This is a genomic window from Blautia sp. 1033sp1_1033st1_G9_1033SCRN_220408, assembly GCF_040929965.1.
Taxonomy (GTDB): Bacteria; Bacillota; Clostridia; order Lachnospirales; family Lachnospiraceae; genus Blautia_A; species Blautia_A ammoniilytica.
Genome location: NZ_JBFKZO010000021.1, coordinates 44,839 through 71,372 on the forward strand (window position 1 = coordinate 44,839; position 26,534 = coordinate 71,372).

Genomic DNA, 26,534 nt, shown 5'->3' on the forward strand with positions numbered 1-26,534 from the left:
TTAAAGGATGGAAGGAAACATGCAGCTTAAACCTGAAGAAATAACCAAGGTCATCCGAAGCCAGATTAAATACTATGAAAATGCTATTCAGCAGAATGAAACAGGAACTGTCCTTATGGTAGGTGATGGGATCGCCAGAGCCAGCGGACTGGTGAACTGTATGGCAGGAGAGCTTCTTGAATTCGAGGACGGAAGCTATGGAATGGCACAAAATCTGGAAGAAAACAGCGTATCCATCGTATTGTTCGGTGATGATACAGGGATCGGAGAAGGCCAGACAGTAAAGCGTACAGGTAAGGTAGTGTCAGTACCGGCCGGAGATGCATTGATCGGACGAGTGGTCAATGCACTTGGTCAGCCCATTGACGGTGCCGGTCCTATAAAAGCAGAGGAGTACAGGGCGATCGAAAGTCCTGCACCAGGTATCTGCGAGAGAAAAAGTGTAAATCAGCCTCTTCAGACAGGGATCAAGGCCATTGATTCCATGGTGCCTATCGGAAGAGGACAAAGAGAGCTGATCATTGGTGACAGACAGACAGGCAAGACCACCATTGCCGCAGATACGATCATCAACCAGAAAGGTGAGGATGTGATCTGTATCTATGTTGCCATCGGACAGAAAAGATCTACGGTGGCTTCCCTTGTGGAAACATTGTCAAAGAATGGAGCCATGGATTACACCATTGTTGTTGCGGCTACTGCTTCAGAGGCAAGTCCTCTTCAGTATATCGCACCTTATTCCGGATGTGCCATGGGTGAGTATTTTATGTACAAAGGCAAGGATGTGCTGATCATTTATGATGACCTGAGCAAGCATGCAGTGGCATACCGTGCACTTTCCCTGCTGATCCGCAGACCACCAGGCCGTGAGGCATATCCTGGAGATGTATTCTACCTTCACTCCAGACTGCTGGAGCGTGCAGCGAAGCTGGATGATGCCCATGGAGGCGGTTCCATGACTGCACTTCCTATTATTGAGACACAGGCCGGGGATGTATCTGCATATATCCCTACCAATGTTATTTCCATTACAGATGGACAGATTTATCTGGAAACAGAGTTGTTCCATTCCGGTATCATGCCTGCAGTCAATCCGGGTATTTCTGTATCCAGGGTTGGGGGCAACGCACAGATCAAAGCCATGAAGAAGGTTGCCGGTACTCTGAAGCTTGTTTATTCTCAATACAGGGAGCTGCAAAGCTTTGCACAGTTCGGGTCTGACCTGGATGCTGATACAAAAGCCCGTCTGGATCAGGGAGCACGTATTGTGGAGGTGCTGAAGCAGGGACGTAATGCACCGGTTCCTGTTGAGAAGCAGGTGGCTGTTCTTTATGCTGTAACAAAGGGTATTTTGTCCCGGGTTGCAGTGGAAGATGTAAAAGAATACGAGGCAGGACTTTTTACCAGTCTTGACAATGATGCAGAGGGAGTTGCAGTGATGCAAAAGATCCGTTCTTCCGGAAAGCTGGAGGGCGAGACGGAAGAGGAACTGAAAAAGGTTCTGGAACAGTATACAGAAAGCTTTCTGGATACAAAGCCGGCAACTGGTAAATGATTAGGAGGATTTTAGATGGCTGCAAATATGAAAGCGGTAAAGCTGCGTATCAAAAGTGTGGAAAGCACCATGCAGATTACCAAGGCTATGGAGCTTGTAGCATCCTCCAAACTGCGTAAGGCAAAAGAACGTGCGGAAGTAAGCAGACCGTATTTCCAGGCTCTTCATAAGACCCTGGAAGAGATCGCCAGAGGTAATACTGATTTTACATCCGTATATGCAGCCGGTTCCAAAAGCGGCAAATACTGTTATGTGGTAATTGCCGGAGACAGGGGACTGGCCGGCGGATATAATACAAATCTGTTTAAATGCCTGGAAGAAAGAAGCCATGGAAAGGAATATACAGTCCTTCCCATAGGGAAAAAGGCTGTTGAGCATTTCCAGAGAAAAGGGATCCCCTGTGTGACAGATGCATTTGGGGAGATCGCAGATATTTCAGTGGCAGACTGTTACGAGATTGCCAATATTCTCTGTGAAGAATTCAAAAAGGAAAGCTTTGGACATATAGATCTTTGCTATACCAGATTTATTTCCATGCTGGCCCAGAAACCGGATGCCATCCCGGCCATGCCTTTGACAGATCTTGTAGGAGACAGTGGGGAAAGAGAGCCTGTCCGCAATCTGATTCTGTATGAGCCGGATGCAGCACAGGTATTTGATGCCATTGTGCCTGAATATCTGGCAGGCCTGATCTACGGGGCTGTGTGTGATAGTCTGGCCAGTGAACTGGCTGCCAGACGAAATGCCATGGAATCAGCCACCAGTAATGCCCAGGACATGATCGAAAGCCTAAATCTGCATTACAACAGAGCCCGTCAGGCAAGCATTACCCAGGAGATCACAGAGATCGTAGGCGGTGCGGAAGGCGTATAATTTGGAGGTAAATATAGGATGAATGATAAACACATTGGCGAGGTAGTGCAGGTGATCGGGCCGGTACTGGACATACGTTTTGCCCATGACCAGTTGCCGGCACTGCTGAATGCCATTGAGATTGATAATCATGGAGTGAAGCTGACTGCGGAAGTGGCACAGCAGATCGGTGATGATACCGTGCGCTGCATTGCCATGAATTCCACAGATGGAATGGTAAGAGGGACAAAAGCTGTGGATACTGGCAGTCCCATTAAAGTCCCGGTTGGCGAAGAATGTCTGGGCAGGGTATTTAACCTGCTTGGTGATCCGGTAGACAATCTGCCGGCACCGGAAACAAAAGAAAAATGGGCGATCCATCGTCCTGCGCCTGCTTATGAAGAGCAGGTACCGGCAACAGAGATCCTGGAGACAGGTATCAAGGTAGTTGACCTGATCTGCCCTTATGCAAAGGGTGGTAAGATCGGTCTGTTTGGAGGCGCAGGTGTGGGTAAGACTGTGCTGATCATGGAATTGATCCATAATGTTGCTACTGCTCATGGCGGACTGTCTGTGTTTACAGGCGTAGGAGAGCGTACCCGTGAGGGGAATGACCTTTATAATGAGATGAAGGAAAGCGGCGTTATTGACAAGACTGCCCTGGTGTATGGGCAGATGAATGAACCGCCGGGAGCACGTATGAGAGTAGGTCTTTCCGGACTTACCATGGCAGAATACTTCCGTGATGTTAAGAATCAGGATGTGCTTCTGTTTATTGACAATATTTTCAGATTTACACAGGCAGGCTCCGAGGTATCTGCGCTTCTGGGACGTATGCCTTCTGCAGTAGGATACCAGCCTACACTGGCAACTGAGATGGGTACTCTTCAGGAACGTATCACATCTACAAGAAAGGGCTCTATCACATCTGTACAGGCAGTTTATGTACCGGCAGATGACCTGACAGACCCGGCTCCTGCTACCACATTTACCCATCTGGATGCAACTACCGTACTTTCCAGGGATATTGCCAGTCAGGGTATTTATCCTGCAGTGGATCCACTGGATTCCACCAGCCGTATCCTTTCTCCTGAGGTAGTAGGCAGCGAGCATTATGAGATCGCACGTGCAGTACAAAGAGTGCTGCAAAGATATAAAGAACTGCAGGATATCATTGCCATCATGGGCATGGATGAATTGTCAGAGGAGGATAAGCTGACTGTAAGCCGTGCACGTAAGGTGCAGAGATTCCTGTCCCAAAGCTTTTCAGTGGCAGAGCAGTTTACAGGTATGAAGGGACAGTATGTTCCGCTGAAAGAAACATTACGAGGCTTTAAGATGATTCTTGACGGGGAATGTGACCAGATCCCTGAAAGCTGTTTCCTGTTTGCCGGAACCATTGATGATGTAATGGAAAAGGCAAAGAGCCAGAATCAGTAAAGGAGGCTGCCTATGAGTACATTTCCTTTAAGGATCGGTACACCGGACGGACTTCTGTTTGAAGGAGAGGCAGAACGTGTGGTCTGCCGCAGTATTACCGGAGATCTTGCCATTCTTGCCAGACACTGTAATTTCTGCACTGCCCTTGGCATGGGAGAAGCCAGTGTGGTGATGGCAGATGGCAGCAGAAGGACTGCCGCATGTATTGGCGGTATGATCTCTGTGATGAACGGCAGCTGCAGTCTTCTGGCAACCACCTGGGAATGGAAGGAGGACATAGACGTTCACCGAGCAGATGTTGCGAAGCAAAAAGCAGAAGAAAAGCTTGCCGAAAGCGGTTTGACCGATCAGGAATACAAACTTGCACAAGCAAAACTTCACCGTGCACTGGTACGGCTAAGTGTAAAAAAGTGATAGGGAAACCTGTCACTTTTTTGCGTTGACACGATAAGGTGTCAAGGTATACAATCATGTATTAAGAGAACCATTTAGGAGGTAGCAAATGAAGAAATTAATGACCGGCGATGAGGCCATTGCCAGGGGAGCATATGAGGCAGGTGTTTCTTATGCATCTGCATATCCGGGAACACCAAGTACAGAGATCCTGGAGAACCTGTCTACATACAAAGAGATTTATGCAGAGTGGGCACCCAATGAAAAGGTAGCCATGGAATCTGCTATCGGAGCATCTGTTGCAGGACTGAGAAGTATTGTATCTATGAAGCATGTGGGCATGAATGTGGCAGCAGACCCTATGTTTACCTGGGCTTACATGGGGGTAAACGGCGGCAATGTGATCGTAACTGCAGATGAGCCTGGGATGTTTTCTTCCCAGAATGAGCAGGACAACCGCAATTATGCCAAAGCAGCCAAGATTGCCATGATGGAGCCTTCCGACAGCCAGGAATGTATTGATATGGTGAAAGCAGCCTATGACCTGGGCGAAGAATTTGATACCCCATTTATCATCCGTATGACTACCCGTGTCTGTCATTCCAAATCTATTGTTGAGCTGACAGACAGGGCAGAGCAGCAGCCTAAGATATGGGAGAAGAATCCGGCCAAATACGTTTGCCTTCCTGCTATTGCAAGGAAGCTGCGTGTAAATCTGGAAAAAAGAATGGAGAAGCTTGCTGCTTACAGTGAGACAACACCATTTAACCGGATGGAGATGGGGGATACCCGTGTAGGAGTGATCGCTTCCGGTATCTGCTATTACTATGCAAAGGAAGTATTCGGAGAGGAAGCCTCTTATCTGAAACTTGGCTTTACCAATCCTCTGCCTGCAGGTCTGATCAAAGACTTCTGTTCCAAGGTAGATAAGGTTTATATTCTGGAAGAGAATGATCCCTATATTGAAGAATTCGTAAAGCAGCAGGGCTGTGCCTGCATCGGTAAAGAGCTTTTTCCATCATATGGAGAGCTGACACCAGATGTGATCCGCGCCTGCATTACAGGAAAAGAAAATCAGGTAATGGATTTTGACCACAGCAAGCTGATCGGCAGGGCGCCTTCTTTCTGTGCAGGCTGTCCTCACAGAGGTCTTTTCTACCGGCTTGGAAAGCGTAAGGACATTATGATCAGCGGCGATATCGGATGTTATACACTGGCAGCTGCAAAGCCCTATAGTGCAATGGATTCCACAGTATGTATGGGAGCCAGCATCAGCCTTGGACATGGGGCACAAAGAGCCTTCAATATGGAAGGCGTGAACAGAAGAGTTGTTACCGTACTTGGCGATTCCACATTTTTCCATACAGGTATCAATTCACTGATCAACACAGTGTACAATAAGAGCAATACAGTGAATATCATCCTGGACAACAGGATCACAGGAATGACAGGACATCAGAATAATCCGGGAACCGGTTATACAGCCAAAGGTGAGGAGACTACTCTGATCCGTATTGAGGATCTGGTGCGTGCTATCGGCATGAAGCATGTATATGTGATCAATCCTAACAATCTTCAGGAGGTAGATGATACACTGGATAAATGCCTGGCACTGGATGAGCCGTCCGTGATCATTACCCGCTGGCCATGTGCATTAAAGAAATTTTCCAAAGAGGATAAAGCAGAATTTGACAGTTTGTTTGTTACAAAGAACAAAGTGGATGAAGAGAAGTGCGTAGGCTGCCGTCTTTGCCTGAAGGCAGGCTGCCCGGCTATGTCCTATGACAGAAAAGCAAAGAAAGTCCATATCAATAAAGCACAGTGTGTAGGCTGTGATGTTTGTACCCAGGTATGCCCTAAGGCTGCCATTGTAAAGGAGGAGGCGTGACCATGACAAAAAGCATTTTATTAGTAGGTGTAGGTGGTCAGGGAACCATCCTTGCCAGCAAGATTCTCACAACAGGTCTGATGGAGGCCGGATATGATGTAAAAATGAGCGAGATCCACGGCATGTCCCAGAGAGGTGGAAGCGTTTCTTCACAGGTACGTTATGGAGAAAAGGTAATGTCTCCGGTTATCGAAAAAGGAAAGGCTGATATTATCGTTTCCTTCGAGAAAATGGAAGCATTGCGTGCACTGGATTATCTGAAACCAGATGGAGTACTTGTAGTAAATAACGAAGAGATCCCATCCATGTCTGTGATCACAGGAGAAGAGGAATATCCGGAGGATGTACTGGAAGAAATCCAGAAGCATGTAAAGGCAAAGGTGATCGATGCTACCCGCCTTGCAGGAGAGCTTGGTAATGAAAAGGCTGCCAATATGATCCTTCTGGGAACCATCATCCGTGCAATGGGGCTGGAGCATATCCACTGGGAGCAGATCCTGGAGGCCAATATTAAGCCGCAGTTCCTGGAATTAAATAAAAAAGCATTGAAAAAAGGAATTTCACTGATAGGAGATTAACCATGATTGCAGAAAAAATGAAACCTTACGTTAAAAACAATTCTGCCATCCGTATGATGTTTGAAGAAGGAAACCGTTTGAGAGGGATTTACGGTGCAGAGAATGTTTTTGATTTCAGCCTTGGCAATCCAAGCGTACCGGCACCGGACTGTGTACGCCAGGCCATCATTGAACTGGTAAATGATACAGAGCCTACTGTACTTCACGGCTATATGAGCAATGCAGGCTTTGAGGATGTGCGTCAGGCAATTGCAGATTCCCTGAACCGCCGTTTTGGTACAGCTTTTGGCGCAAAGAATCTGATCATGACAGTTGGCGCTGCCAGCGGTCTGAATGTAGCCCTTAAGACTATTCTGAACCCTGGAGAAGAAGTGATCGTATTTGCACCGTATTTCCTGGAATATGGTGCATATGTAAAGAACTACGACGGAAAGCTGGTGGAAATCTCACCGGATACTGCTACCTTCCAGCCTAATCTTCAGGAATTTGAAGAGAAGATCACTCCCAACACCAGGGCGGTGATCGTAAATACTCCACATAATCCTACGGGTGTTGTTTATTCTGAGGAGACCATCAAGAAGCTGGCTGCCATCATGGAAGCAAAGCAGAAGGAATATGGTACAGTGATCTATCTTATTTCTGATGAGCCATACAGAGAACTGGCTTATGATGGGGTACAGGTTCCGTATCTGACCAAATACTATGATAATACTATTGTAGGATATTCCTACAGCAAGTCACTTTCCCTTCCAGGAGAGCGTATTGGCTATCTGGTGATTCCGGATGAAGCGGACGGAAGCCAGGAGATGATCACTGCAGCGGCCATTGCCAACCGTACCATCGGCAGTGTGAATGCACCATCCCTGATCCAGAAGGTGATCGCCAAATGTGTGGATGCAGAGGTAGATGTGGCTGCTTATGACAAGAACAGACTGGCTCTTTATAATGGGCTGAAGGATCTGGGCTTTGAGTGCATCAAACCGGAAGGTGCTTTTTATCTCTTTGTAAAGTCACCGGTTGCAGATGAGAAGGAGTTTTGTGAAGCCGGTAAGAAATACAATATCCTGATGGTTCCAGGCAGCTCTTTTGCCTGCCCAGGATATGTACGTCTGGCATACTGTGTATCTTATGATACCATTATCAATTCCCTGCCTCAGTTTGCAAAGCTGGCAAAGGAGTTTGAAATTGCCTGATACCATGATCACCAAAAAGAAAAAGAAGGCACACATAAACGATCTTGGTAAAGATCCTGTGCCTGAACTGGTGCTGCGCCTGGCTCTTCCCACTATGCTTGCCCAGCTGGTAAGCGTGCTTTATTCCGTTGTAGACCGTATGTACATTGGAATGGGTGTGGGTAGCCTGGCCCTGGCCGGAGCAGGTGTGTGCGCTCCAATCGTTACATTATTGTCCTCCTTTGGCACCCTTGTGGGCCTGGGAGGATCTCCTTTAATGGCTATGCGTATGGGAGAGGGGAATACAAAAGAAGCAAAAAAGATCATGAATAATGGATTCATGATGCTTACTGCACTGTCAGCAATTCTTACCATCGTCTTTCTTCTATCAAAGGAAAAGCTGATCCTTTGGTTTGGAGCCAGCAATGCCACTTTTCAATATGCGGATACCTACCTGACCATTTACACGGCGGGTACTTTTTTTGCCCTGATGGCCTGTGGCATGAACAGCTATCTGATCGGACAGGGGTTCTCCGGCCTTGGGATGGGAACAGTGATCCTTGGTGCAATTCTGAATATTGCCCTGGATCCGGTGTTCATCTTTGTATTCCACATGGGTGTGGCAGGGGCTGCGGCTGCTACCGTGATCTCCCAGATGGCATCCTGCGTGGCTGTACTTCTTTTTCTGCACAGCAAAAAGATGCCGGTACGTCTTGGCTGGGGAGGATTTTCCTGGAAAACCGTGAAAAGGATCCTTGCTTTCGGGATGTCCCCATTTTTGATCATTGCTTTTGACAGCGTGATCCTGATCGTATTAAATACAGTGCTTCAGCGTTATGGAGGGGGAAAAGAAGGGGACATTCTTGTAACCTGTGCCACCATCGTACAAAGCTATATGCTTCTGATCACCATGCCTCTGGGCGGAATTACTCTTGGGTGCCAGCCTGTGATCAGCTATAATTACGGAAGCGGGGATGGAGAGCGGGTAAAGAAGGCAATGAAGTGTATTGTTGGGCTGTGTCTGCTTTTTTGCGGACTGATGACGATTGTAACCTTTACTGTATCCCCGCTATATGTTTCACTTTTTACCAGAGATGAAATGCTCCTGAACAGATCTGTACGATACATCCGGATTTTTACAGCCATGATCATACCATTGGCTGTACAGTATCCTTTGGTAGATGAATCTACAGCTCTGGGGCAGGTGCGGCTTGCACTGTTCTGCTCTATGTTCCGTAAAACTTTATTCTTAGGTGTGCTTCTGATCTTTCCGGCGGTGATCGCTGCAGATGCAGCTTTCCTTTCAGAGCCGCTGGCAGATGTGATCAGTGCCACAGTGACTACCTGTCTGTTTCTTCATTTCTTTCCAAGGATTCTTGCGCGGCGAAGAGAAGAACTGGAAAAAGAATAAGTAAAAAATACCCTGTACCTTCCGTGAAAGATCATGCGGAAAGCACAGGGTATTTTATATTCAAGAATGCCTCGGCATTCTTGCTGCGAGGTGCGCGTCATGCAATTGCATGATATACTACATCCGGACAAAACCTTAGCGGCAGGCCTTGGGGATGTAAAATCAGTTTTTCTTAAAGGCAGCTCTTTTACGATCCCTTGCATCAAGGATCCTTTTGCGGATACGAAGGCTTTTTGGTGTTACCTCCAGAAGCTCATCCGTATCAATAAATTCAATTGCCTGCTCCAGACTGAGTACCTTAGGCGGAGTCAGCTTTAATGCTTCGTCAGCGGAAGAGGAACGTGTGTTGGTAAGATGCTTTGTCTTACATACATTCAGCTCAATATCCTCTGCCTTACCATTTTGTCCGATGACCATACCACTATAAACCTTCTGGCCAGGTCCGATAAATAAAGTACCCCGCTCCTGGGCAGCGAAAAGACCGTAAGTCACAGATTCTCCAGCCTCGAATGCGATCAGGGAACCCTGTTTTCTGTATGGGAAATCTCCCTTGTAAGGCGCATAACCATCAAACTCCGTATTGATCACACCGGTTCCCTTGGTAGATGTGAGGAAATCACCACGGAAGCCGATCATACCTCTGGAAGGGATATGGAACTCAAGACGGACAGAGCCATCACTGGCAGTACTCATGCCCTGCAGTTCTCCTTTACGCTCGCTTAACTTCTGGATCACAGTTCCGGAAAACTCCTCAGGAACATCTACATATGCGATCTCCATTGGCTCCAATTTCTTGCCGCGCTCATCATAGTGATACAGAACCTCCGGCTTGCTCACTGCAAACTCAAAACCTTCACGACGCATATTCTCGATCAGTACAGAAAGGTGAAGCTCACCACGGCCGGAAACCTTGAAACACTCTGTGGTTTCAGTATCCTCTACACGCAGGCTCACATCTGTATTCAGCTCTTTGTAAAGGCGGTCACGAAGATGTCTGGAAGTAATATATTTTCCTTCCTGGCCGGCTAAAGGACTGTCATTTACCAGGAAATTCATGGCAATGGTAGGCTCGGAAATCTTCTGGAAGGGGATTGCTTCCGGATTCTCACCACCGCACAGGGTATCACCGATATGAATCTGTGCAATGCCGGAGATAGCAACAATAGAACCAATGGAAGCTTCTTTTACTTCCACCTTATTCAGACCGTCAAATTCATACAGCTTGCTGATTTTTACCTTCTGGCGCTTGTCAGGATCATGGTGGTTCAAAAGAGTAAGCTCCTGATTTACGGCGATGGAGCCATTTTCAACCTTACCTACGCCGATACGGCCTACATATTCATTGTAGTCAATAGTGCTGATCAGTACCTGGGTGTCTGCATCCGGATCACCTTCCGGTGCAGGGATGTATTTCAGAATAGCTTCAAATAAAGGCTCCATGTTTTCCGGTGTGTCCTTCAGATCCAAAACTGCATGACCTGTCTTGGCTGAAGCATAAAGGAACGGGCAGTCCAGCTGCTCATCAGAAGCACCCAGATCCATGAGCAGTTCCAGTACCTCATCAACAACTTCATCCGGTCTTGCTTCTGGTCTGTCGATCTTGTTGATGCAGACGATCACGTGCAGATCCAGTTCCAGAGCTTTTCTTAAAACAAATTTGGTCTGGGGCATAGCGCCCTCAAAGGCATCAACCAGGAGGATGACGCCGTCTACCATCTTAAGCACACGTTCTACTTCACCACCGAAATCAGCATGTCCAGGTGTGTCAATGATATTAATCTTAACACCTTTGTAATGAACAGCAGTATTCTTGGAGAGGATAGTGATACCACGTTCTCTTTCAATATCATTGGAGTCCATGACACGCTCCTGAACTTCCTGATTTGCACGGAAAACGCCGCTTTGTTTCAAAAGCTGGTCCACAAGTGTGGTTTTCCCATGGTCAACGTGGGCAATAATGGCTACATTGCGTACATCTTCGCGTTTGGTCTTCATAAAATCGAATTCCTTTCTTTCTATTCTTTCTATATTAATGTGTTTCATTCTCATAAGTTGTCCGATTTTTCAGTTTACCACATTTTTCGCAGATTACAAGGTGTTGGAATGATTTTTTTGATTTTCCTGATTTTTTGGTTCTAAAAAAGATCTTATCTACATACATAATATAGACCCGCCCAAGAGGGCAGCAACACGCAAAGTGAAGGGAAGGAGAGCTACATTATGGCAGATAAAATTATTGAAAACAATCAGGTGTGGATCATTGGGAAGATCGCAACAGGTTTTACCTTCAGTCACCAGGTTTTCGGAGAAGGTTTTTATACCATGGAGCTGCTAGTGAAAAGATTGAGTAATTCAGAGGACAGGATTCCGGTAATGATTTCGGAAAGACTGGTGGATGTAACCCAGGACTATGTGGGGGAATACATAGAGATCCATGGACAGTTCCGGTCCTATAACCGACACGAAGAAAAACATAATCGGCTGGTATTGTCTGTTTTTGTAAGAGAACTGAGATTTGTGGAGGAAGATGATGAGGCTGATCCGGTCAATCAGATATTTCTGGACGGCTATATCTGTAAGCCGCCTGTTTATAGAAAAACCCCTCTTGGAAGGGAAATCGCAGATATTTTACTGGCTGTAAACAGACCTTATGGTAAATCAGATTATATCCCCTGTATTTGCTGGGGAAGAAATGCAAGATACGCTTCTGCCTTTGAAGTGGGCGGTCATGTACTGATCTGGGGCAGGATACAGAGCAGGGAATATATGAAGCGCATCGGAGAAAACGAAACAGAAAAGCGGACTGCCTATGAAATATCTGTAAGCAAGCTAGAGTACATAGAATGATATGCTGCCTAAGTAAAATGATCATCGGTCATGCTGGGCTTGCAATTCTGGCGAAACTGAGGTAATATAAGGATATTATTTGAAAATGGCGTAGTTTGCGCCTGTATTTTACAGCAGCAAAATGTCACTGACCGGCAGCTTTTTCTGACAGGGAAATCCAGCTGGACGCAGCGTCGAGAGGAAATATTATGGAAAGAGAATTAACAGAGGTTTACTGTGGAAGTGGCCGGGGAAAGACTACTCTGGCAATGGGACAGAGCCTGCGGGCATCCACTCAGGGCAAAAGTGTGATCATCATACAGTTCCTGAAGGGAAATGAACGCCGGGAACTGGATTTTCTGGAAGAACTGGATGAACTGGATATTAAGATTTTTCGCTTCGAGAAAATGGAAACCTGCTATGAGGAGCTGACAGAACAGGAGAAGTCAGAGGAGAAACGTAATATTCTGAATGGACTGAATTTCTCCAGGAAGGTAGTTGCCACCCAGGAATGTGATTTCCTTGTACTGGATGAGATCCTGGGGCTTCTGGACAATGGGATCGCTACATTGGATATGATCACAGACATTCTCAAACTGAAGAATGAATCTATGCATGTAGTGCTGACAGGAAGGATGATGCCGGATTCATTAAGACCCTATGTGGACAGTGTAACCACTCTGACAACAGAAATGATCTGACAACAGAAACAATCTGACGGAGGGAAGAGCTGCATGAATGCAGGATTCCCTGATTTACGCGAGCAACGAGCCAAAGTCCGTGCTTGCACGAGACCTTGGCGACTGCCGCGATAACTTGAGAAACTCGCGGAGCGTGTTTCTCATAGTTTATACAAAGAAGATAAGGAGGAAGATTAATGGCAATTTTTAAGGGTGCTGGTGTTGCAATTGTAACTCCAATGTATGAGGATGGAAAGGTAAACTATGATAAGCTGGAAGAACTTTTAGAACAGCAGATCGCAGGCGGCACAGATGCAGTGATCATCTGTGGGACAACAGGTGAGTCTTCCACCATGACACATGGAGAGCACTTAAAGACCATCAAGTTTGCTATCGACAAAGTGGCAGGACGTATTCCGGTGATCGCAGGTACTGGCTCCAACTGTACAGAGACTGCCATTATGCTGTCCAAGGAGGCTGCTTCCTATGGAGCTGACGGACTTCTGCTTGTAACACCTTATTACAATAAGGCTACACAGAAAGGACTGATCAGGCATTATACAGCCATTGCCAATGAAGTGCCGGATACACCGATCATTCTTTATAATGTACCAAGCCGTACAGGATGTAATCTTGCACCGGCTACTGTTGTTTCTCTTGCAAAGAATGTTAAGAATATTGTTGGTATCAAGGCTGCCAGCGGAGATCTGTCCCAGATTGCCAAGATGATGTCAATGGCAGATGGATGTATTGACCTTTATTCAGGCAATGATGACCAGGTACTTCCGATCCTTTCACTTGGCGGAGTGGGTGTGATCTCTGTGTTATCCAATGTAGCACCAAGGCAGACTCATGATATGGTTGCTAAGTTCCTTGAAGGAGATGTAAAAGGAGCTGCTAAGATCCAGCTGGATGCTATACCGCTGATCAATGCGCTGTTCTGTGAGGTGAATCCTATCCCTGTCAAGACAGCACTGAATCTTATGGGCATGCAGGTAGGACCTACTCGTATGCCATTATGCGAAATGGAGCCTGAAAATGAGGCACGTCTTGCAAAAGCAATGAAGGATTTTGGGATTAAGCTTGCATAAGACAGAAAGGGATTACAGATGGTAAAGATTATTATGCATGGCTGCAATGGACATATGGGACAGGTAATTTCCTCTTTAGTAGAGAAGGATCCTAATGCACAGATCGTTGCAGGCATTGATATTGCAGATAATGGGAATAACAGTTATCCGGTTTTTACAGATATGGAAGCATGTGATACACCGGCGGATGTATTGATCGATTTCTCCTCTCCAAAGGCAGCAGATCAGCTGATGGACTACTGTGTACGCCGCAGTCTGCCACTGGTACTTTGCACCACAGGCCTTAGTGAAGCACAGCTTGCAAAGGTGGAAGAAACATCGGGCAGGATCCCGGTTCTTCGTTCTGCCAACATGTCTCTTGGGATCAATACCCTGCTGAAGCTGATCCAGGATGCAGCTAAGATCCTTGCAACTGCAGGTTTTGATATGGAGATCGTAGAGAGGCATCACAATCTGAAGCTTGATGCGCCCAGTGGTACTGCTCTTGCTCTTGCGGACAGTCTGAATGAGGCCATGGACGGAGAGTATCATTATGTATACGACCGCAGCCAGCGCAGAGAGTTAAGGGATCCAAAGGAGATCGGCATCTCCGCTGTACGCGGCGGTACCATTGTAGGAGATCATGAAGTGATCTTTGCAGGACCGGACGAAGTGATCGAGTTTAAGCACACTGCATACTCCAAGGCTGTATTCGGTAAGGGTGCTGTAGAAGCAGCCAAATTCCTTGCAGGCAAGCCGGCTGGGAAGTATGATATGAGTGATGTGATCGGATAATTCAAAATAGGATTTACAATCCTAAACAAACCTGCTATAATGTGCAGGAAGATTGCAAAGGAGCGAGTCCACAGAGGGCTTGTTCCTTTTTTTTTAGAAGACGCTTTTTATTTGAGAAAATTATACAATTTAACAACAAAAGACATGTAGAAATCAGACATGCCTGGTAAAATGCTGAAAAAAATTGTATAAACCAAAAAAAAATTATTTATTTTATATAAATAACATTGTATTCACAGTTTGAATGTGCTATACTGAAGCTAACAAATGAACAACAGTCAGAAAAAGGAGGAATTTAACATGAAGAAGTCATTCGTTGCAGCATTATTATGTGGAGCACTGACAGTTGCTGCTGTGCCGGCAGTACCGGTTATGGCTGATGAGCCGGATTACGCATCTATGAAGATCGTACTGATCCTTCCGGGAAGCATTGATGACCAGAGCTGGAATGCCAGCAATAATGCAGGAGCAAAGGCCTGCGATGAACAGCTGGGCACATCCATCGAAGTTGTAGAGTCTGTTCCGGTAGAAGAGTTTGAATCCACCTTTACTGAGTATGGTGAGAAAGGATACGATCTGATCCTGTCTGCAGGAAGCCAGTTTGACGAGGCTTGTGCAGCAGTTGCACCACAGTATCCGGACTCCATATATACAGTGATCAACGGCCAGATCAGTGATACAGACAATATGGTTCCTGTATTCCCCAAGGAGTATGAGGGATCTTATCTTGCAGGTATTATGGCAGGCTACGCTACAGAGAACGGAAACTTTGCAGTCATGGGCGGCGAGTCTAATGCTCCTATGGTGAAGCTGATGGATACTTATGATGCAGCAGCCGAGTCTGTATGTGAGGAGAGAGGCCTTGATTTTACCACTGCACGTTCTTTCGTAAACAGCTGGACAGATGTTTCCGCAACAAAGGACATGGCAGCACAGATGATGGACAATGGCGCTGACACCGTATTCTGCTATTCTAATGAGGGTGCTTCCGGTGCTGTTCAGGCAGCAGAAGAAAAAGAAGGCAAGTTTGTTGCTTTTGCAGCAGATAAGAATGATGAGAGCAGCTGCGTATACGGTTCTGTTCCGATGAACTGGGCAAATGTATATCCGTGGATCATCCAGGGTGTTGCAAAGGGTGAGCTGAAGGGTGCACAGGAAGTTGGCGTTGCTGAAGGCGTATTTGAAGCGAAATATTCAGATGCATGCTCTGATGAGTGCAAAGCTGCTGTTGATCAGGCAATCAAAGATATTACAGACGGAAAGATCGATTTCACACAGTATTTTTCCGAGAAATAAGTAAAAGATCGTAATGATTCAGCAGGTAGTATCCTGCGGGAACAGTTACAAAAGATCTTCCGAAGGGGCTGTTGCGTGGGATTGTGCAGCAGTCCCTTTTGGTACATCAGGAGGCAGATATGAGTGAAGCGGTTATTGAGTTAAAGCACATAACGAAACGGTTTGCCAAGGTACTGGCAAATGATGACGTTTCCATTACAGTCCATAAAGGAGAAGTGGTGGCTCTTCTTGGGGAGAACGGGGCAGGTAAAAGTACGATCATGAAAATCCTCTACGGCCTTTATCATGCTACCTCCGGTGAGATATGGATCGATGGAAAGGAACGTAAAATAGCATCCCCCAAAGAAGCAATGGCACTGGGGATCTCCATGATCCAGCAGCATTTTTCACTGGTGCCGGCACATACGGTAACAGAAAATATCATTCTTGGCAATTGCAAAGGCAGGGTGGATATCAAGGCCAAAGAAAAGGAGATAGAGGCACTGGCAAAGCAGTACGGGTTTGATGTGCCTGCCGGAGAATATATCAAGAATCTTTCAGTAGGCACCCAGCAGAAGGTAGAGATCCTGAAAGCTCTTTATCTGAATGCAAGGATCCTGATCATGGATGAGCCTACTGCAGTTCTTACTCCACAGGAGATTGATACATTGATGGCCTTTGTGAAAAATTATGTGTCAAAAGGCAATTCTGTTGTCTTTATCACACATAAGATGAAAGAAGTCATGCAGGTGTCAGACACCATTGTGGTTATGCGAAACGGTAAGATCTGCGGAACCGTAAAAAAAGAAGATACCAATGAAAAAGAACTGGCACATATGATGATCGGTCATGATCTGGAAACCTTGCAGGCACCGGGAGGAGATGATCCGGAAAAGAAAAAGAAACGGCTGATCGTGGAAGATCTGACCATTCAGAAAAAGGATAGTGCACCAGTGCTGGATCATATTAATCTTACAGTCCATGAAGGAGAGATTCTTGGGATTGCCGGTGTTTCTGATAATGGGCAGCAGGAGCTGTGTGAGGCACTTTACGGTGCAGAGACCCCTACCCAGGGTAAGATCCTTCTGGACGGCAGGGACATTACAGCCACCAGCGTTAAGGACAGGATCACCATGGGGATGGGATATACAGCATCAGACCGTTACCGTTACGGTATGGTGGCGGAGATGTCCCTGGCAGAGAATATGCTTCTGAAAGCCAGTTATCTGAAAAACTGGGTAAGTCATGGGATCATTAACTGGAAAAAACTGCGCCAGTATACAGAACGTCAGATCAAAGAATACAAGATTAAGGCTCCTGACTGCAATGTAACTGCAGGCAGTCTTTCCGGCGGTAATCAGCAGAAGGTAGTTGTGGCCAGAGAAGTAGATATGGGGAAAAGCCTGGTGATCTTTGACCAGCCGACCAGAGGCCTTGATCTGGGCGCCATCAATTATGTACATAAAACTATTCTGGGAGAGAAAAACAGCGGCAAGTCCGTGATCCTTGTTTCTACAGAACTGTCTGAGATATTTGCACTGTCTGACAGGATTGCAGTTATGTATAAGGGCAGGATCATGGGCATTTACAAAAATGGTGAGCTTACCACAGAGAAGATCGGTCTTCTGATGGCAGGTTATCAGCCGGATAAGGAGGAAGAGGCATGAAACAGAACGGAAAAATAAAGGATTTCCTTTTATGGACGGTGCTGGCCATTGTACTTGGACTGATCGTCAGCTTTGCATTCCTTCCCCTTTTAGGCGTGGATCCTGTGGATTCCCTGAAGATAATGCTTACAGAAACCTTTTCAGATAAGTTTACCATGGGAAATATCCTGATCAAGACTACACCGCTGATCCTTACCAGCCTTGCTTTTGCATTCACCTACAAAGCCAATCTTTATAATATTGGTGCACAGGGGCAGTTTTATGTGGGATGTATTTGTGCAGTGGCAACTACCCTGGCACTGCAGACAAAGCTTCCGGGAGTAGTGGTACTGCTTCTGGCATTTGTGGCAAGTATTCTGGGCGGCGGACTGACTGGGCTTCTCATTGGATTTCTGAAAGCAAAATTTAATGCCAATGAATTTCTGGTAAGTATGATGTCCACGTATGTGGTACAGTACGTGATGCAGCTTCTTCTCCGTACTGCCCTGCAGGAGCCGAAGCACGAATATCTGAAGACTGCATATATTGACAATTCTGCATGGCTTCCTAAGATCATTCCTGGAACTTCAGTTTCACTTGGGATTGTGATCGCTCTTGCAGCAGCCATTTTCATCTGGTTTATCCTGTATCATACATCTCTTGGATACAGAGTTCGTGTAACAGGACTGAATCAGGATGCAGCCAGGATGTCGGGCATCAGCCCTAAGAAAATGTGTATGACCGCATTTTTTATCAGTGGTGCCATTGCAGGGCTTGCAGGCTTTACAGAGATCAACGGAATGCAGCATATGCTTCTTACAGGATTTGAGTCAGATATTGGATCTTATGGTATTGGTATCGCCATTATGGCAAGTGCAAACCCCATCGGTGTTATTTTTGCGGCGCTTCTTTTCGGAACTCTTCAGGTAGGCGGTACAGCACTGGGGCATTCCACAGATGCTCCGGCCAGCGTTATTGACGTTATGCTTGGCTTTGTTATGTTGTTTGTGCTGATGTCCTTCTTTGTAAGAAGAAAGCTGGAGATCCGGAAACTGAAACATCAGAAGCTGCAGAAAGGAGAGGCATGATATGCAGGTATTTATTAATTTGATCACCAGAGCATTTTTCATGAGTACACCTTTGATCCTTGGAGCACTGGGAGAAGTTCTGGCAGAGCGTACAGGTATGATGGTTACTGCTGTTGAAGGTATTTTCCTTATTGGTGCATGGGGCGGCTTTATTGGCGCTTATCTTAGCGGAAGCATGCTGGCAGGCTTTCTTCTTGCTATGATTTGTGGTCTTCTTGTGGCGGCTTTATATGGAGTGACTACTGTGTATATGCATCAGCATCAGATCGTTATGGGAACAGCCATCGCCATTTTGATCACCGGGTTCTGTACCTTCTTCTATCGTGTGATTTTTGGCATTCAGACAGTACCTCTTAAGGTAACACCTTTATCAGTGATCAGGATTCCTCTTTTGTCCAGGATCCCTGTGATTGGACAGGTACTGTTTTCACAGAATATTGTTACATATATTACCTATCTTCTGGTTCCTATCGTATTTTTTGTGATCTATAGAACCTCTCTTGGACTTTCCATGAGATCCTGCGGTGAGAATCCAGAGGCTGCAGATGCTGCCGGTATTAATGTTACAAGGACCAGATTCCTGGCCGTGCTTGTAGCCGGATGCATGGGCGGTGTGGCAGGTGCTTACTATTCTCTTTGCAATGTGGGAATGTATACATCAGAGATCATTGGAGGAAGAGGCTGGATCGCATTTGGTATCTGCTTTCTTGGTAACTGGAATCCAGTTGGGGCTTTGATCTTCGGCATTGTTTTTGGTATTTCCGACGCTTTGGGAACTTATGTAAAAGCTCTTGGCAATGCAGCCATTCCCAGTGAGCTGTTCAGCGCACTTCCATACATCCTTGTGATCGTACTTACAGTATGCAGGAAACAGTTTAACGTGCCGGCAAAGCTTGGTGCTAATTATGTAAAAGAGGACTAAATGACAGAATATATTATCAAAAACGGTTTTATTGTAAATGGTAAAATGGAAAAGCCTTTCCTGGGAACCGTTGTGGTAAAAGATGGAATCATCCTGGAGATTGCTCCTTTTGTGGAGATCCCTTCAGATTTTCCAAAAGACCAGATTCTGGATGCTGCCGGGGGCTATATTACCCCCGGCTTTATTGATATCCACAGACACGGTGACTGGGAAGCCCTTGTAAACGGGGATGACAGGCTTTTGAACAGGCAGGGACTGACTACAGTTGTAAATGGAAACTGCGGCCTTTCTGTAGCACCTGCAGGACAAAGATATGCAAAAGAAATCAGTAGCTTTTTAAGCAGTGTTACCGGAGAGCCAACCGCAGATGTGAAGAGCATGCCGGATATGACTTCTTATATGAATGCCCTTAAAAAGGTAAAAAGAAGTGTGAATACCGGGATGCTATCTGGCAACGGGACCATCCGGGCTGGAGTGAAGGGCTATGCCCCAGGCCGGCTTACAAATGAGGAACTTCATCAGGTGTGGGCAGTGCTGGAAGAATGCCTGGCTGCAGGCGTACTGGGGGTAAGCATGGGACTTGCCTATGCTCCGGAGTTTGAATACGATCAAAAGGGAGCCGTGCAGGCGCTTTCACCCTTAAAAGGAACACAGATCCCTATTGTTACCCATATCAGAAATGAGGGAGATGGCATCCTTCCGGCTTTGGAAGAGGTGATCGGTATTGCAGAAGAACTTCAGATCCCTCTTCATGTAAGCCATATGAAATGTATTGGTAAGAAGAACTGGGGAGAGACTCCGGTAAAGATCCTGAAGCTTCTGGATCAGGCGGAGCGAAGGGGTGTGAAAGTGGATTTTGACCTGTACCCTTATCTTACAGGTTCTACCCAGCTGGTTCACCTTTTGCCTCCCCAAAGCCAGAAAGGCGGAACTGAGGCGATCATCCGCAGGCTGTCAGATCCGGATTACCGAAAAGAACTGACCCGTGTGCTGAAGACTCCTTCTATGGAGTTTGAAAATATTGTGGAGCTGGCAGGCTTTGAAAGGATTTATGCAAGCAGCCTTCATACACCGGAATATGCACCTTATGCCGGTCAGTCTATTGCCAGGATCGGGCAGCAGCTGGGGAAGGATCCTTATGATACCTTGTATGATATCCTGATTGCAGAAAAATGTGAGGTAACTATGCTGGATACCATTGCTTCTGAAGAGGATATGCTTTTATTTTTAAAGGACAGGCGTGCCAATCTGATCTCTGATGCCGTTTATCCGGCAGGAGGGAAAAGGCATCCAAGAGTATGTGCTGCATTTCCAAAGCTGCTGACGGATTATGTGCGTGATAAAAAGATATTTACCATTGAGGAAGCAATCTATAAGATGACAGCCAGACCTGCGCAGGTTTATCACATGGACCGTGGGACCCTTCAGATGGGAATGCCGGCAGATTTATGTGTGTTCCACCTGGAAAATCTGGATACTGCAGCAGATTTTGACAATCCGGACCGGCTGTGCACAGGCTTTGATTATGTGCTTACAGGCGGCCAGATCGTTGTCAGGAAGGATCAGTGGAACAATCCTGGCAGCGGAGAAGTGATCGTAAGAGCTGCAAGATAGCATCCGGAATAGTACCTGATTTCATATTCCTTATTTTTCCAGTATAGGATTTGTAAAAATATACAAAATAACATTACAGTAACGATTCAGCAGGCAGTATCCCGCCAGGGCACTGAAGAGTTACACAGTACAAGTTAAATCCCAAGGAAAAAGGAGATCAGTGGAATGAAAAAAGCTAAAATGATTCTGATGAGTATACTGCTTGTTTTTACATTTTCTATGCTGGCAGGATGTGGCACAAAGAACGGACGTAAGGCAGCAGATGAAACGAAAAAGAGTACGGAGGACAAAGCTGCCGAAGATAATGCCACAGAGGATAATGCCGCAGATAAAAAAGATAAGGATAAAAAAACGGAAGATGATGGAAATAGGGACAAAATAGATGACGCAAAGGATAACAAAGAGGAGAATGTGAGGGAGAATAAAGAAGACAATGCACCAGATAATGCACCGGATGATGTAACGGATAATGGACCTGATCAGACAACAAAGGGTCAGCAGGATGGAAATATTGATCAGAATAACAATGGGGACGGCACGGTATCCGGTGAACTTGGGAATGCAGTAAAGGACATCGGAAATGGTGTTGGAGATGCTGTGGAGGATACCGGGGATGCGGTTGGGAATGCAGTGGAAGGCCGGTAGGGGGATTATGTAAAGAGATTCCTGGCACGGCCGGTTGGTATGAAGAACTGTATAGGCGGCAAAAATTATTCTGTTTCTATAGCTGCGAAAGCTTTGCAATGCTATAGAAACAGGATATTTTTTGCCCTTTTGAATGATTCACATGCAGGCCGTGCCAGCTACAGAACATGTAGAAGTGAGCGTAGAGTAACAGAAAAAGAATATTAAAGAGCGATTGGAAGAGAACAGGCAGGAAGTGAAAAAACAAGAAAAACAACAGAAAGTTAAAAAAATCAATCCAGAGGTATGGAACTATAAGAAAAACAGATGTAGGTGTCGATGAAAATCGCAAGTTCTTGCGAAAAATATGATGTGATGATATACTTGTTATGAACAGCGTATAAAGCATTAAACAGATGTCAGGAGGCAATCATGGCTGTATCATATGAGCGTTTATGGAAATTGTTAATTGACAGGAAAATAAGTAAAGCAAACTTAAGAAAAGCCTCTGGAATCGCACCTAATACAATGACAAAGCTTCGTCGAAATGAAGAAGTAACACTTACTGTTTTAGGTAAAATATGCAACGTTCTGGAGGTCGATTATGGCGATATCATAGAGTATGTAGATAAGGGAGATGAAGAATGATATGACACCGGAAGAAAAAGCGCGTTGCGTAATCGATAATAATCTCCGCCAGTCAGGACGTTATGCAAAGAGTTCTTTCAAATATTTTCTACCTTTAGATGTAAAGGGATTTCGAAAATGTCAGATTAATGCAATCAATAATCTGGAAAAATCGTTTGCAGATAATCGTCCGAAGGCATTAGTACAGATGGCAACAGGAGCGGGAAAGACATTCACAGCAATTACGGCGTCATATCGTTTGCTCAAATATGGGAACATGAAACGCATCTTATTTTTAGTAGATACGAAAGGGCTAGGTGAGCAGGCAGAAAGAGAGTTTCTTGCGTATACACCGAACGATGATCCACGCTCATTTTCACAGATATATGGAGTACGTAGATTAAAATCCTCTTATATACCGAATGAGGAAGCAATTGTGGATGATAGATGCAGATCTTGCAGATTTTGTAAAATGCTATAATCCAGATTTCAGAAAAAAAGGATTTATTTTACCAATCCGATAGAATGGAAAAAATCATCTACAGGGGATAAAAGCGAAAATTATTTGGAAGATTGGTATACTGACAGGAATAATATCTTAAAGGCATATCAGCTTATAAAACAGCATTGTATGGAAGTGCAAAAACAGTATTGCATACCACAATATATCATGACAGTATATAGTCATTTGTCCAAGTTGAAGAAATTGATTTTGATAAAGTGTGCGCGCCTCAGGCCAGTGTTTAAAAAAGATATAGGAAGGAAGTGACCATATGGCAATACCAACAAGTATTAAAACTCTCTTGTCCGGAGATGTAGTTGAATGGGCGAGAATTGAATTTAAGGAAACCTGGGATGCAGCGGCATCTTTGAAATCTATATGTGCATTTGCAAATGATCTTGACAACTGGGGCGGTGGATATATTGTTATCGGTGTACAGGAAAATAATGGCAGGCCTGTTTTTCCATTAAAGGGAGTTCCGACAGAAAAGCTGGATTCTTATCAGAAAAATATATTTGCAAAATGCAAACTCCTTAGACCGGCTTATACACCGATTATTGGTGTTGAAACATATCAAGACAAGCATTTTATTGTTATATGGTGTCCTGGTGGAGATAACAGACCGTATTCATCACCAAAGACAATGGAAAAAGATAACAAAGAGAGAATACATTATATTCGTAAAGCTTCCAATACTGTAGAACCTTCAGATGATGAAGAAAAAGATTTATTCAATCTGGCAAATAGAGTTCCATTTGATGATAGAGTGAATCATCAGGCAGAATTAGAAAATTTGAATATTATGTTAATTCAGAATTATCTTAAAGAGATAGGTAGTTCGCTGTATGAAAAATCAAAATTGGGAGATTTCACTGAATTATGTAGTGACATGAATATTATCAGTACACTTCCAGAGTATATAAAACCAAAAAACGTAGGATTAATGTTCTTTTGCATGGAACCAGATAAATTTTTTCCGTGTACACAGATTGATATTGTACAATTTCCGGATGGGTTAGGCGGAGACAATATTATCGAAAATACTTTTAAAGGACCGATTCATCAACAACTAAGAGAGGCATTACAGTTTATAAAGAATTCCATCGTAACGAAAAAAATTGTAAAGAGTGCGGACAAAGCAGAGGCAGATTGGGTGTATAACTATCCGTATGCTGCTTTAGAAGAGGCTCTTGCCAATGCTGTTTATCATCGAGGCTACGATATCAGAGAGCCGATAGAGGTAAGAGTTGAAAAGGATATGATTGAAATCGTAAGTTTTCCGGGACCAGATCGATCAGTGACGCAAGAAGGACTAAAACGATATAAGGTTTCTAATCGTAGATATAGAAATCGTCGTATTGGAGATATCCTTAAGGAGTTGCATTTGACAGAGGGTAGAAATACTGGATTTGGCAAGATACTGAGAGCCCTTGAAGCAAATGGGTCTCCGAAACCAGAGTTTGAAACAGATGAGGATCATAGCTATTTTATTTCAAGATTATTTGTTCACGAAGCATTTTTGAAAGATGAAGACTCAGAACGTAATCAGAAGGGAGCCGAAAAGGAGCCGAAAAGGAGCCAAAAAAAGGAGCCGAAAAAAGGAGCCGAAAGAAAGCTGGATATATTGCAGAAGTTGGAAGAAAATCCAGAGATAACTCAGGTTAAACTCATGGAAGAGTTTGATTTATCGAGAAAGCAGATTCAGAAGATTATAAAGGATTTGAGAGAGGAAGGACTAGTCGAAAGACAGGGATCTAATAGGAGTGGAAAATGGATTGTAAAGAAATAATAGGTAACCTTCTATCTGAATCAAGTCCGATTAGTCAGTTCAATAAAGCAATTGCGTTGAGGTGAATAAAAACAGTGGCTACATTTTGGCTACAAAAATATTACGGACGATATGGATACCGCATACAAATTATCATGGAATGCGCAAAAAGCGAATTCATAACACACTTTTCTCTACGGCTGGCGGCTTGTGGATGGGCAGGGAGTTGTGTATAATGGGAAAGTGATGGATTCAGGAGAAACAGATAAGGGTTATGGGAAATATATGGGATTCAGGAGGAATATATGAGATTCAGACCTTGTATTGATATACATAATGGGAAAGTTAAGCAGATCGTAGGGGGAAGCCTTCGGGATGTGCAGGATCAGGCGGAAGAGAACTTTGTTTCTGGACAGGATGCTGCTTTTTATGCAGAATTGTACAAAGAAAAAGGACTGAAGGGAGGCCATGTGATACTTCTGAATAGTGGGGATTCTCCGTATTTTCCAGCTACAAAGGAGCAGGCACTGCTTGCACTTAAGGCATATCCGGGAGGACTGCAGATCGGTGGCGGCGTGAACCCTGATAATGCCCAGGAATATCTGCAGGCCGGGGCCAGCCATGTGATCGTAACTTCGTATGTTTTTAAGGATGGAAAGATTTCCTGGGAAAACCTGGAAAAAATTGAAAAAGCCGCCGGCAGGGAGCATTTGGTCATTGATCTTAGCTGCCGGAAAAAGACGGATGCTTATTATGTGGTGACAGACCGCTGGCAGAAGTTTACCCAGGTTCCTGTGACTTTGGAACTGATGGAGCGGCTTGGATCTTATTGTGACGAATTTCTTGTACATGCAGTGGATGTAGAAGGCAAGGCAAGTGGGATCGAAACAGAACTTGCTGCTCTTTTGGGAGAATTTCACATGAGACCGGTTACTTATGCAGGAGGGATCGGTTCCCAGCAGGATCTGGATTTATTGGATAAGGCCGGGAAAGGAAACCTGGATTTTACCATTGGCAGTGCATTGGATCTTTTTGGAGGAAGCATTCCTTTTGAAAGATTACTGTGAACGGAATGGACAAGTAACGTAAAACTTGTAAAAAATTCTGAAATTTTAAGAAAAAGATGTTAAAAATGAAAACAATGTGCTATAATATACCCATCAAACAGCAAAGGGGATGGAAGTATGAAATTCATCATCAGCGGTAAAAATATCACAATCACAGAAGGGCTTAGGACTGCAGTTGAGGATAAGCTTGGAAAACTGGAAAGGTATTTCACTCCTGACACCGAAGTTGTCGTAACTTTAAGTGTTGAAAAAGAAAGACAGAAGATCGAAGTCACGATTCCTGTAAAGGGAAGCATCATTCGTTCCGAGCAGGTCAGCAATGATATGTATGTATCCATTGACCTTGTGGAAGAAGTGATCGAGCGTCAGCTTCGGAAATACAAGAATAAAATAGCAGACAAGAAACAGGCAGCAGACAGCTTCCAGAAAGCATACCTTGATAAAGAGTATGAAGAGGATGAGGAAGTTAAGATCATTCGTACCAAGAAGTTTGATATCAAGCCTATGTATCCTGAGGATGCATGTGTGCAGATGGAGCTTCTGGGACATAATTTCTTTGTATTCTGTAATGCAGAGACCGATCAGGTAAATGTAGTCTACAAGCGTAAAGGCAACACTTATGGCCTGATTGAACCAGAGGATTAAACCATAATAGATTCTGAAAAGGGAGTATCCCAAAGTTTGTGTAAACCTTCAAACTGATGTAAGATAGAATTACTCAGTTTGGAGGTTTATTTTATG

25 protein-coding genes are annotated in these 26,534 nt (G+C 44.9%); 24 read left to right on the forward strand and 1 reads right to left on the reverse strand.

What is annotated here, in order from left to right; translation table 11 throughout:
- Positions 1–19 precede the first annotated feature (19 nt).
- The 8 genes from atpA (at position 20) to AB5916_RS13875 (ending at position 9,289) form a co-directional block, all read left to right on the forward strand.
- Entirely contained in the window at positions 20–1,555 is a 1,536-nt protein-coding gene (gene atpA, locus AB5916_RS13840; RefSeq protein ID WP_368191501.1) for a F0F1 ATP synthase subunit alpha, read from the forward strand.
- Positions 1,556–1,570: 15 nt separating this feature from the next.
- Complete coding sequence (gene atpG, locus AB5916_RS13845) at positions 1,571–2,428, forward strand: ATP synthase F1 subunit gamma (protein ID WP_368191502.1); 858 nt, start codon at positions 1,571–1,573, stop codon at positions 2,426–2,428.
- 18 nt (positions 2,429–2,446) lie between these two features.
- Positions 2,447–3,847, forward strand: coding sequence for a F0F1 ATP synthase subunit beta (atpD, locus tag AB5916_RS13850; protein ID WP_158421166.1), 1,401 nt, complete (start codon positions 2,447–2,449; stop codon positions 3,845–3,847).
- A gap of 12 nt (positions 3,848–3,859) precedes the next feature.
- Positions 3,860–4,261 carry an ATP synthase F1 subunit epsilon gene (gene atpC / locus AB5916_RS13855; RefSeq protein WP_173728761.1) on the forward strand — a complete coding sequence of 134 codons (402 nt, stop codon included), beginning with the start codon at positions 3,860–3,862 and terminating at the stop codon, positions 4,259–4,261.
- 88 nt (positions 4,262–4,349) lie between these two features.
- Complete coding sequence (gene iorA / locus AB5916_RS13860) at positions 4,350–6,128, forward strand: indolepyruvate ferredoxin oxidoreductase subunit alpha (protein ID WP_368191503.1); 1,779 nt, start codon at positions 4,350–4,352, stop codon at positions 6,126–6,128.
- Between the two features lie 2 nt (positions 6,129–6,130).
- Positions 6,131–6,706: an indolepyruvate oxidoreductase subunit beta gene (locus tag AB5916_RS13865; RefSeq protein WP_158421163.1), complete on the forward strand. Its 576-nt coding sequence runs from the start codon at positions 6,131–6,133 to the stop codon at positions 6,704–6,706.
- A gap of 2 nt (positions 6,707–6,708) precedes the next feature.
- Positions 6,709–7,899: a pyridoxal phosphate-dependent aminotransferase gene (locus tag AB5916_RS13870; RefSeq protein ID WP_368191504.1), complete on the forward strand. Its 1,191-nt coding sequence runs from the start codon at positions 6,709–6,711 to the stop codon at positions 7,897–7,899.
- Positions 7,892–9,289, forward strand: a complete 1,398-nt coding sequence (locus AB5916_RS13875) for an MATE family efflux transporter (RefSeq protein ID WP_244093022.1) — start codon at positions 7,892–7,894, stop codon at positions 9,287–9,289. The genes AB5916_RS13870 and AB5916_RS13875 overlap by 8 nt, the downstream gene beginning before the upstream one ends.
- A 162-nt stretch (positions 9,290–9,451) precedes the next feature.
- Here the strand turns inward: AB5916_RS13875 and typA are convergent, their stop codons facing one another.
- Positions 9,452–11,284, reverse strand: coding sequence for a translational GTPase TypA (typA, locus tag AB5916_RS13880; RefSeq protein WP_368191505.1), 1,833 nt, complete (start codon positions 11,282–11,284; stop codon positions 9,452–9,454).
- A 225-nt stretch (positions 11,285–11,509) separates the two neighbouring features.
- On the opposite strand from typA, the gene AB5916_RS13885 reads away from it, so the two are divergent.
- From AB5916_RS13885 to raiA, 16 genes are all read left to right on the forward strand, one after another.
- A complete protein-coding gene (locus AB5916_RS13885) occupies positions 11,510–12,136 on the forward strand; it encodes a single-stranded DNA-binding protein (RefSeq protein ID WP_158421160.1) in 627 nt (208 codons plus the stop codon).
- A 188-nt stretch (positions 12,137–12,324) separates the two neighbouring features.
- A complete protein-coding gene (locus AB5916_RS13890) occupies positions 12,325–12,816 on the forward strand; it encodes a cob(I)yrinic acid a,c-diamide adenosyltransferase (RefSeq protein ID WP_158421159.1) in 492 nt (163 codons plus the stop codon).
- 176 nt (positions 12,817–12,992) lie between these two features.
- Entirely contained in the window at positions 12,993–13,886 is an 894-nt protein-coding gene (gene dapA / locus AB5916_RS13895) for a 4-hydroxy-tetrahydrodipicolinate synthase (RefSeq protein WP_158421158.1), read from the forward strand.
- An 18-nt stretch (positions 13,887–13,904) separates the two neighbouring features.
- The gene (gene dapB, locus AB5916_RS13900) at positions 13,905–14,660 is read left to right on the forward strand and encodes a 4-hydroxy-tetrahydrodipicolinate reductase (protein ID WP_173728753.1); all 756 of its coding nucleotides are present in this window, start codon (positions 13,905–13,907) and stop codon (positions 14,658–14,660) included.
- Between the two features lie 300 nt (positions 14,661–14,960).
- Positions 14,961–15,956: a BMP family ABC transporter substrate-binding protein gene (locus AB5916_RS13905; RefSeq protein WP_173728751.1), complete on the forward strand. Its 996-nt coding sequence runs from the start codon at positions 14,961–14,963 to the stop codon at positions 15,954–15,956.
- Between the two features lie 119 nt (positions 15,957–16,075).
- Entirely contained in the window at positions 16,076–17,602 is a 1,527-nt protein-coding gene (locus tag AB5916_RS13910; RefSeq protein WP_368191506.1) for an ABC transporter ATP-binding protein, read from the forward strand.
- Positions 17,599–18,669 carry an ABC transporter permease gene (locus AB5916_RS13915; protein ID WP_368191507.1) on the forward strand — a complete coding sequence of 357 codons (1,071 nt, stop codon included), beginning with the start codon at positions 17,599–17,601 and terminating at the stop codon, positions 18,667–18,669. The genes AB5916_RS13910 and AB5916_RS13915 overlap by 4 nt, the downstream gene beginning before the upstream one ends.
- Before the next feature lies 1 nt (position 18,670).
- Complete coding sequence (locus AB5916_RS13920) at positions 18,671–19,591, forward strand: ABC transporter permease (protein WP_158421153.1); 921 nt, start codon at positions 18,671–18,673, stop codon at positions 19,589–19,591.
- Positions 19,592–21,205: an amidohydrolase family protein gene (locus AB5916_RS13925; RefSeq protein WP_368191508.1), complete on the forward strand. Its 1,614-nt coding sequence runs from the start codon at positions 19,592–19,594 to the stop codon at positions 21,203–21,205.
- Between the two features lie 165 nt (positions 21,206–21,370).
- Positions 21,371–21,850: a hypothetical protein gene (locus AB5916_RS13930; protein ID WP_368191509.1), complete on the forward strand. Its 480-nt coding sequence runs from the start codon at positions 21,371–21,373 to the stop codon at positions 21,848–21,850.
- A 39-nt stretch (positions 21,851–21,889) separates the two neighbouring features.
- Positions 21,890–22,057, forward strand: coding sequence for a hypothetical protein (locus AB5916_RS13935; RefSeq protein WP_368191510.1), 168 nt, complete (start codon positions 21,890–21,892; stop codon positions 22,055–22,057).
- A gap of 204 nt (positions 22,058–22,261) precedes the next feature.
- Entirely contained in the window at positions 22,262–22,477 is a 216-nt protein-coding gene (locus tag AB5916_RS13940) for a helix-turn-helix transcriptional regulator (RefSeq protein ID WP_158421150.1), read from the forward strand.
- 1 nt (position 22,478) lies between these two features.
- On the forward strand, positions 22,479–22,937 hold the full coding sequence (locus AB5916_RS13945; protein ID WP_262582717.1) for a DEAD/DEAH box helicase family protein: 459 nt from the start codon (positions 22,479–22,481) through the stop codon (positions 22,935–22,937).
- Between the two features lie 292 nt (positions 22,938–23,229).
- The gene (locus tag AB5916_RS13950; protein WP_368191511.1) at positions 23,230–24,747 is read left to right on the forward strand and encodes an RNA-binding domain-containing protein; all 1,518 of its coding nucleotides are present in this window, start codon (positions 23,230–23,232) and stop codon (positions 24,745–24,747) included.
- A gap of 284 nt (positions 24,748–25,031) precedes the next feature.
- On the forward strand, positions 25,032–25,793 hold the full coding sequence (hisA, locus tag AB5916_RS13955) for a phosphoribosylformimino-5-aminoimidazole carboxamide ribotide isomerase (protein ID WP_368191512.1): 762 nt from the start codon (positions 25,032–25,034) through the stop codon (positions 25,791–25,793).
- Positions 25,794–25,910: 117 nt separating this feature from the next.
- Entirely contained in the window at positions 25,911–26,438 is a 528-nt protein-coding gene (gene raiA / locus AB5916_RS13960) for a ribosome-associated translation inhibitor RaiA (RefSeq protein WP_158421147.1), read from the forward strand.
- The last annotated feature ends 96 nt before the right edge of the window (positions 26,439–26,534 follow it).